Genomic DNA, 6,053 nt, shown 5'->3' with positions numbered 1-6,053 from the left:
AGGCACCGGGTTTTGATCTCGGCATCCGTTGGTTCGAATCCAGCCGCCCCTGCCATCTATTTAATTACATACCAACCGCCAAGGGTGCTTCATGCCCAATCTTGTCGTTTTTAGTGGAAATGCTCATCCACAGTTCGCTCAAAAAGTCGTAAGTCACTTACATATCCCTCTAGGTGCTGCATCAGTCGGTCACTTTTCTGATGGAGAAATTTCAGTAGAAATTACTGAAAATGTTCGTGGTAAAGACGTATTTATCGTTCAGCCTACTTGTGCCCCTACCAATGATAACCTTATGGAAATCTTGGTTATGGCAGATGCTTTGCGTCGTGCAAGTGCTGGTCGTATTACAGCCGTTATCCCGTATTTTGGTTATGCTCGCCAAGACCGTCGCCCACGTTCTGCACGTGTGCCGATTACAGCTAAAGTTGTTGCAGACATGCTTACCACTGTTGGTATTGATCGTGTCGTAATGATTGACTTACATGCTGACCAAATTCAGGGTTTCTTCGATATTCCAGTCGACAACATCTATGGTACTCCTGCTTTGCTTGCTGACTTACGTCAACAATCGCATGATAACCTTATGGTGGTTTCTCCTGACGTTGGTGGCGTAGTACGTGCTCGTGCTGTTGCCAAACAGATGGGTGACATCGATTTAGCAATTATTGATAAACGTCGTCAAAAAGCCAATGAATCGCAAGTTATGCATTTAATTGGTGACGTAAAAGATCGTGATTGCGTTATCGTAGATGACATGGTTGATACTGCCGGTACATTGTGTAAAGCAGCTGATGCGCTTAAGCAATTTGGTGCACGCCGTGTAGTTGCATACGCAACTCACCCTGTACTTTCTGGCAAGGCTATTGAAAACTTACGTAATTCAGTTATTGATGAATTAGTTGTCACTGACACTATTCCTCTTTCTGAAGAAGCATTAACCTTGGGCAAAATCCGTCAGGTTTCTGTTGCTAGCATGGTTGCTGAAACGATTCGTCGTATTAATAACGAAGAATCTATCAGTGCGATGTTCGATAGTTTATAATACCGCAGCTTTTATGAACCCTGGCCTTGGCTGGGGTTTTCTATCACTAAACTGGTCGCAAGTTTAGTCTATTTAACTTTAATGAGGATTTACTCATGTCAAACTTCGTATTAAACGCTCAAGCGCGTGCTGAAGACAAACAAGGGAAAGGTGCGAGCCGCCGCCTTCGTCACGAAGCATTAATTCCAGCTATCATTTATGGTGGCAATGCTGAGCCTGTAGCTATTACTTTAGAACTTCGTCAGCTTGTAAAAGCTTTAGAAAACAATGCTTTCTTTGAAGAAGTTATAGAAATCCAAGTTGGCGACAAAGTTGAAAACGTTAAAATCCAAGCGTTACAACGTCACCCAGCTAAAAACACTCCTATGCACGCTGACTTCAAACGCGCATAAGTGTTGAAAGGCGTAGATTAGTGTCAAATATTTCGCTAATTGTTGGTTTGGGCAATCCTGGTTCAGAATATGCCCAAACCCGCCATAATGCAGGCTTTTGGTTCATTGAACAGCTTGCTAATAAATATGGCATTACATTAAAAAATGATCCAAAATTTCACGGAATCAGCGGACGTGGTAATATAGAAGGACACGATGTCCGTCTACTTCTACCCACTACATTTATGAACCGTTCTGGACAAAGTGTAGTTCCATTTGCAAAATTTTATCAAATTGCTCCTGAAGCAATTTTGATTGCTCATGATGAACTTGATATGAACCCTGGTGTAATTCGTCTAAAAACAGGCGGAGGACATGGTGGTCATAACGGTTTACGTGACATTGTCCCTCATATTGGTCCAAATTTTCATCGTTTACGTATTGGTATCGGACATCCTGGCTCAAAAGAGCGAGTTTCAGGTCATGTACTTGGGAAAGCACCAAGTAGTGAACAAAGTCTGATGGATGCAGCAATTGATCATGCCCTTTCTAAAGTAAAATTACTTGTTCAAGGACAAGTTCCACAGGCCATGAATCAAATTAATGCGTATAAACCAACTTAAATTGTTGAACAATCAAGCTTGCTATCTTGCTTTTTTAGGAGCAAAATGCGCATCAGCCACTTTGCCAACAGCAAAAGCTAAAGATTTCACCATAAGATCTTACTCTTAGGTCTACTCAGGAGACGCTAGCCATGCTATCTCGTTTATTAAAATGCAAAATTCACCGCGCAGTTGTAACCCATGCTGAACTTCACTATGAAGGTTCTTGTGCAATTGATGGCGTATTGATGGACTTAGCTGGTATTCGTGAATATGAAGAAATTCATGTTTGGAATGTAACCAATGGCAAACGCTTCACGACCTATGCGATTCGTGGTGAAGATAATTCTGGAATTATTTCAGTAAATGGTGGCGCTGCACATCAAGCAGATGTCGGTGATTTAGTGATTATTGCTACATTTGGTGATTTTACTGAAGCTGAAGCAAATATTCATAAGCCACGTTTGGTCTATGCTAATCCAAATAATACAGTCAACCACACAGCGAATTGTATTCCTGTTCAAGTTGCCTAATTTATTCTAAGAATAAAAAAAGCCCGCATTGACGGGCTTTTATAATTTTATAAATCCTAAATCGTTCCGTCCCACCAATTCTTTTGCTGTTTGCAATTTAATGGTTGAAGCTGCTCTCCTCGTAAATCAAACAGAATCGCCTCTCCTTTTGTATTTACCTTAAATTCAGCATATTTTGCTTTCTGATAGCATTGAGCTAGACCTTCGGCAAATAAGAAACTCCGAGATGCAGGATATAAAGCTTGATATCGGTTTTCAGGATTTTTTAAAATTATGCTCTGCTCAGCAGATAAATTGTTAGGTTCTAAAATAGTACGGATTACTTTATTGTGTGAATCCAAACTAACTTTTGCGTGAATAGATGCATAATTAAAGATTCTCTGATTTAGAGTTTCATTTTCTTTTTCAGCAAGAGGTTTAGGAGTTTGCAAATTTAACTCATAAGCCAATGCCATATAGTCACCTTGTAAAATTGAACGTGGATCAACTGGCTTAAGCTCAATGAAAATACTTTTACTATGATGCAGATGCCATTCATTTTTCGCTATCAATCCCACAAAAAATAATGTGGTAGCTATAGCCAGAATAAGAGAAAAATATTTCTTCATTATTTTTCTCCTTCAATAAGATTGCGTTGATTTTCTTGGTGGAGCAACCAATATAAAGCCCATAGAACAAGACCAGAAATCAAAATCGATGCACTCTTTGCCAAAAAAGTTATTTGTAAGTTGTAATAAAGCTGCCAAAGTAATAAAACAAATACTACTAGAGTGACACCATAAACAATATAATCTTTCTTTTTTATCGCCCATGTTAGAATGATAAATAAAATGAAAACTTCAAAATAGCCAAGTGCAATGAGCAATACACCAAAAAGCAAGAATGCGAAAAACACTACTCCATGCAACTGCTTATACAAATAAAAAATACTAAAGCAAAGCAACCAAAGACTAGGTAATAAATAGAAAATCCATATCTGCCGATCTTCCGAACTATCTAGAACCAGTCCCATAAAAGTATCAAAGAAAGAAGCTACCACAACTACCGCAAGCACACATAAATAGATACTACGCTCATATTGAACTATCGATTTAGCCTTTGGCAAGAACACCAAACTAAAAACAAAATAGCTGAGCAGGGTTAAATTTAAATAAGTCTGAGTGGAGTTTACTGACCATAATGAATGGTCCATTTGTAGTAAGTAAATAAATGCTATGCCATAAGTAGCGAGCATTTGAATTAAAATAAAGAACCAATGGGGTTTAAAAAAATAACTTATACAGAGAATAAAAATCTGTGCTATTAGCACCCATAACATCTGATCTGTTTCAGACTCTAGATGAAACAAAAAAGCAGTCTGACCACTTATGAATAAACAATAGGCAAATTGCCGAAAAAAGTAGTGTTGAGATTTTTTCAATAAAATAGAAGCTATACAAACAAAAATAACTCCAATAATTAAAGAAACAGCCTCCCAAAATACTAATGTAAAAGCCGCGAGTGCTAGGCCAGCAAGCCAAGCTCCAATAGCTAAAGGAATTATATAAAAGCGGCTTTGACGAAAAATTTTTATTAAAAAATAACTAATCAGCGCAAACCAGATAAAAATAATGCCTGCAATGAATAAAAAAATGAACTCATTTGAATCTTTAAATAAGTCATTGATCCTATCTACAAGCCATATTGTTGCAGTCACACCAAGAACAGCGGCCATCAAGCTGGCACATAATTGATCATCTTTTTTGAAGAAATAATAAAAACCGATTATTCCTGAAAAGAAAGCCGAGATCAGATAAGGAATATTTTCACCAGATAAATATTGGATCATTCCAATGATTGAAATGACTGCAAACCAAGCGATAAAGATGAAACGTAAAGCACGATACTTCTTGATACATACCCAAAATTCTATAAGGCTTAATAAATTTAAAGCAAACAGATATAAATAAGGAAACTTTTCTAACCAAAAGGTCTGCTTAAAAAATAAAAAAAGTGTAAGTTGGCTAGTAATACAAATTAAAGCAAAGATTCCAATATTGGGTCGATATAGCCAAGGTAATAACAGCAATGTCCAAATCAGGAAAAGTAAATAACTGTCTGCTCCAGTTTGATAGACCTGGCCGATTACAGCCAAACTTAAGCCTACCATCAAGCCGCAAATACCATGTAAAGTCTGCCTAACTCCTTCACTTAAGGTATCTTTTACGCTGATCCATGCTGTCACAAGTAATATAAGTGGTGGGATGGCTAGCTGAATGCTGTCTGGAAGCATTAACCAATTAGCAGCAATTAAATAAAGAATACTGACCGCCATAAATACATAACTAAAAATATGGAGATGCTGAATAAATAAAGTATTCCTAAGGGGATAATCATCTCTTATCTGCATGAAACACCTATTTTATTTATAATTTTCTATAAAAAACATAGCATTCCATTTTCATATCAACAAGTAAGCTCTTGTTAAAAAGCTTATTTCCATTTATGAAAATACTTATTCATAAAGAAACTTAGCATTCTACAAAAGCATCTAGTCAATTTTATCCAGCGCGCTATAATAAAACCCATCGCTTCAGGGCGGGGTGTAATTCCCCACCGGTGGTAAAGTTAATTTTTATTGATAGATTAACAAGCCCACGAGCTTAAATTTTATAATTTGAGCAGATTTGGTGAAACTCCAAAGCCGACGGTATAGTCCGGATGAAAGAAGACGACGAACTGGGATAAATCCGTTTTATTTCAGTGCCAGCCTGTTTTTACATCAGTCCTGAAATGTTCAACCGTATTTTTACGAGAGCGTTTCATTATGTCTAGCTTAATTCAACCAGAACTTTTTTTCTCAGCCCTCTCTCCTGCTGAACAACGCATTCAACAAGCATTAGAAGATATCCGTCAAGGCAAACCTGTCTTGGTTATGGATGACTTCGATCGTGAAAATGAAGCAGATTTAATTGTTGCAGCCGAAACTCTAACTGTTGAAACAATGGCACGTATGATTCGTGATGGCTCAGGTATTGTATGTTTATGCCTGACAGAAGAGTTAGCAGATCATTTAGAACTTCCACCAATGGTTTCTCAAAACTCAAGCCAGTTTCATACCGCTTTTACAGTGACTATTGAAGCAGCTCAAGGTGTTACGACTGGTGTTTCGGCTAAAGACCGCGTTACTACCATTCAAACTGCAATTAAAGATGGTGCTGTTCCAAGTGATCTTAACCGTCCGGGCCATGTTTTTCCTTTACGTGCACGTACTGGAGGAGTACTGACTCGCCGAGGTCATACTGAGGGAACAATTGATCTAGCAAGACTAGCAGGGCTTAAACCTGCTGGTGTGTTATGTGAATTAACTAACCCAGATGGCACGATGGCATCAGGTATTCAAGTTTTGGCATATGCCCAAACTCATCATTTAACCGTGATTACAATTGAAGAACTTGTTCAATACCGCCAACAACACGGTATTTAAATAAAAAAGGTTTGGCTTTAGATAAAAGCCAAACCTTCA

7 protein-coding genes and 1 riboswitch are annotated in these 6,053 nt (G+C 37.9%); of the genes, 5 read left to right on the top strand and 2 right to left on the bottom strand.

Features of this window, described 5'->3' with window-relative positions; genetic code table 11:
* Positions 1 to 91: 91 nt before the first annotated feature.
* The 4 genes from RMB03_RS14225 (at position 92) to panD (ending at position 2,548) form a co-directional block, all read left to right on the top strand.
* Entirely contained in the window at positions 92 to 1,042 is a 951-nt protein-coding gene (locus RMB03_RS14225) for a ribose-phosphate pyrophosphokinase (protein ID WP_003653329.1), read from the top strand.
* A gap of 95 nt (positions 1,043 to 1,137) precedes the next feature.
* A complete protein-coding gene (rplY, locus tag RMB03_RS14220; RefSeq protein WP_004641581.1) occupies positions 1,138 to 1,434 on the top strand; it encodes a 50S ribosomal protein L25 in 297 nt (98 codons plus the stop codon).
* A 20-nt stretch (positions 1,435 to 1,454) separates the two neighbouring features.
* Positions 1,455 to 2,036 carry an aminoacyl-tRNA hydrolase gene (gene pth / locus RMB03_RS14215; protein WP_003653332.1) on the top strand — a complete coding sequence of 194 codons (582 nt, stop codon included), beginning with the start codon at positions 1,455 to 1,457 and terminating at the stop codon, positions 2,034 to 2,036.
* 131 nt (positions 2,037 to 2,167) lie between these two features.
* On the top strand, positions 2,168 to 2,548 hold the full coding sequence (gene panD, locus RMB03_RS14210) for an aspartate 1-decarboxylase (RefSeq protein WP_002120296.1): 381 nt from the start codon (positions 2,168 to 2,170) through the stop codon (positions 2,546 to 2,548).
* A 56-nt stretch (positions 2,549 to 2,604) separates the two neighbouring features.
* Here the strand turns inward: panD and RMB03_RS14205 are convergent, their stop codons facing one another.
* Together RMB03_RS14205 and RMB03_RS14200 are read right to left on the bottom strand one after the other, a co-directional pair.
* On the bottom strand, positions 2,605 to 3,156 hold the full coding sequence (locus RMB03_RS14205; RefSeq protein ID WP_311076681.1) for a GDYXXLXY domain-containing protein: 552 nt from the start codon (positions 3,154 to 3,156) through the stop codon (positions 2,605 to 2,607).
* Entirely contained in the window at positions 3,156 to 4,937 is a 1,782-nt protein-coding gene (locus RMB03_RS14200) for a DUF2157 domain-containing protein (protein WP_311076680.1), read from the bottom strand. Before RMB03_RS14200 ends, RMB03_RS14205 begins: the two co-directional genes overlap by 1 nt.
* A 176-nt stretch (positions 4,938 to 5,113) precedes the next feature.
* Positions 5,114 to 5,264, top strand: a riboswitch (FMN riboswitch).
* A 90-nt stretch (positions 5,265 to 5,354) separates the two neighbouring features.
* On the opposite strand from RMB03_RS14200, the gene ribB reads away from it, so the two are divergent.
* On the top strand, positions 5,355 to 6,014 hold the full coding sequence (gene ribB / locus RMB03_RS14195; RefSeq protein ID WP_017392282.1) for a 3,4-dihydroxy-2-butanone-4-phosphate synthase: 660 nt from the start codon (positions 5,355 to 5,357) through the stop codon (positions 6,012 to 6,014).
* Positions 6,015 to 6,053 lie beyond the last annotated feature (39 nt).

It is taken from the genome of Acinetobacter sp. V91_7 (assembly GCF_031799075.1).
Classification (GTDB): Bacteria; Pseudomonadota; Gammaproteobacteria; order Pseudomonadales; family Moraxellaceae; genus Acinetobacter; species Acinetobacter calcoaceticus.
This window is presented reverse-complemented; position numbering and strand designations above follow the sequence as displayed.

Coding starts and splice junctions, on each gene's coding strand:
- ribB (WP_017392282.1), top strand. CDS start 5,355: ATGTCTAGCTTAATTCAACCAGAACTTTTTTTCTCAGCCCTCTCTCCT.
- panD (WP_002120296.1), top strand. CDS start 2,168: ATGCTATCTCGTTTATTAAAATGCAAAATTCACCGCGCAGTTGTAACC.
- RMB03_RS14200 (WP_311076680.1), bottom strand. CDS start 4,937: ATGCAGATAAGAGATGATTATCCCCTTAGGAATACTTTATTTATTCAG.
- RMB03_RS14225 (WP_003653329.1), top strand. CDS start 92: ATGCCCAATCTTGTCGTTTTTAGTGGAAATGCTCATCCACAGTTCGCT.
- rplY (WP_004641581.1), top strand. CDS start 1,138: ATGTCAAACTTCGTATTAAACGCTCAAGCGCGTGCTGAAGACAAACAA.
- RMB03_RS14205 (WP_311076681.1), bottom strand. CDS start 3,156: ATGAAGAAATATTTTTCTCTTATTCTGGCTATAGCTACCACATTATTT.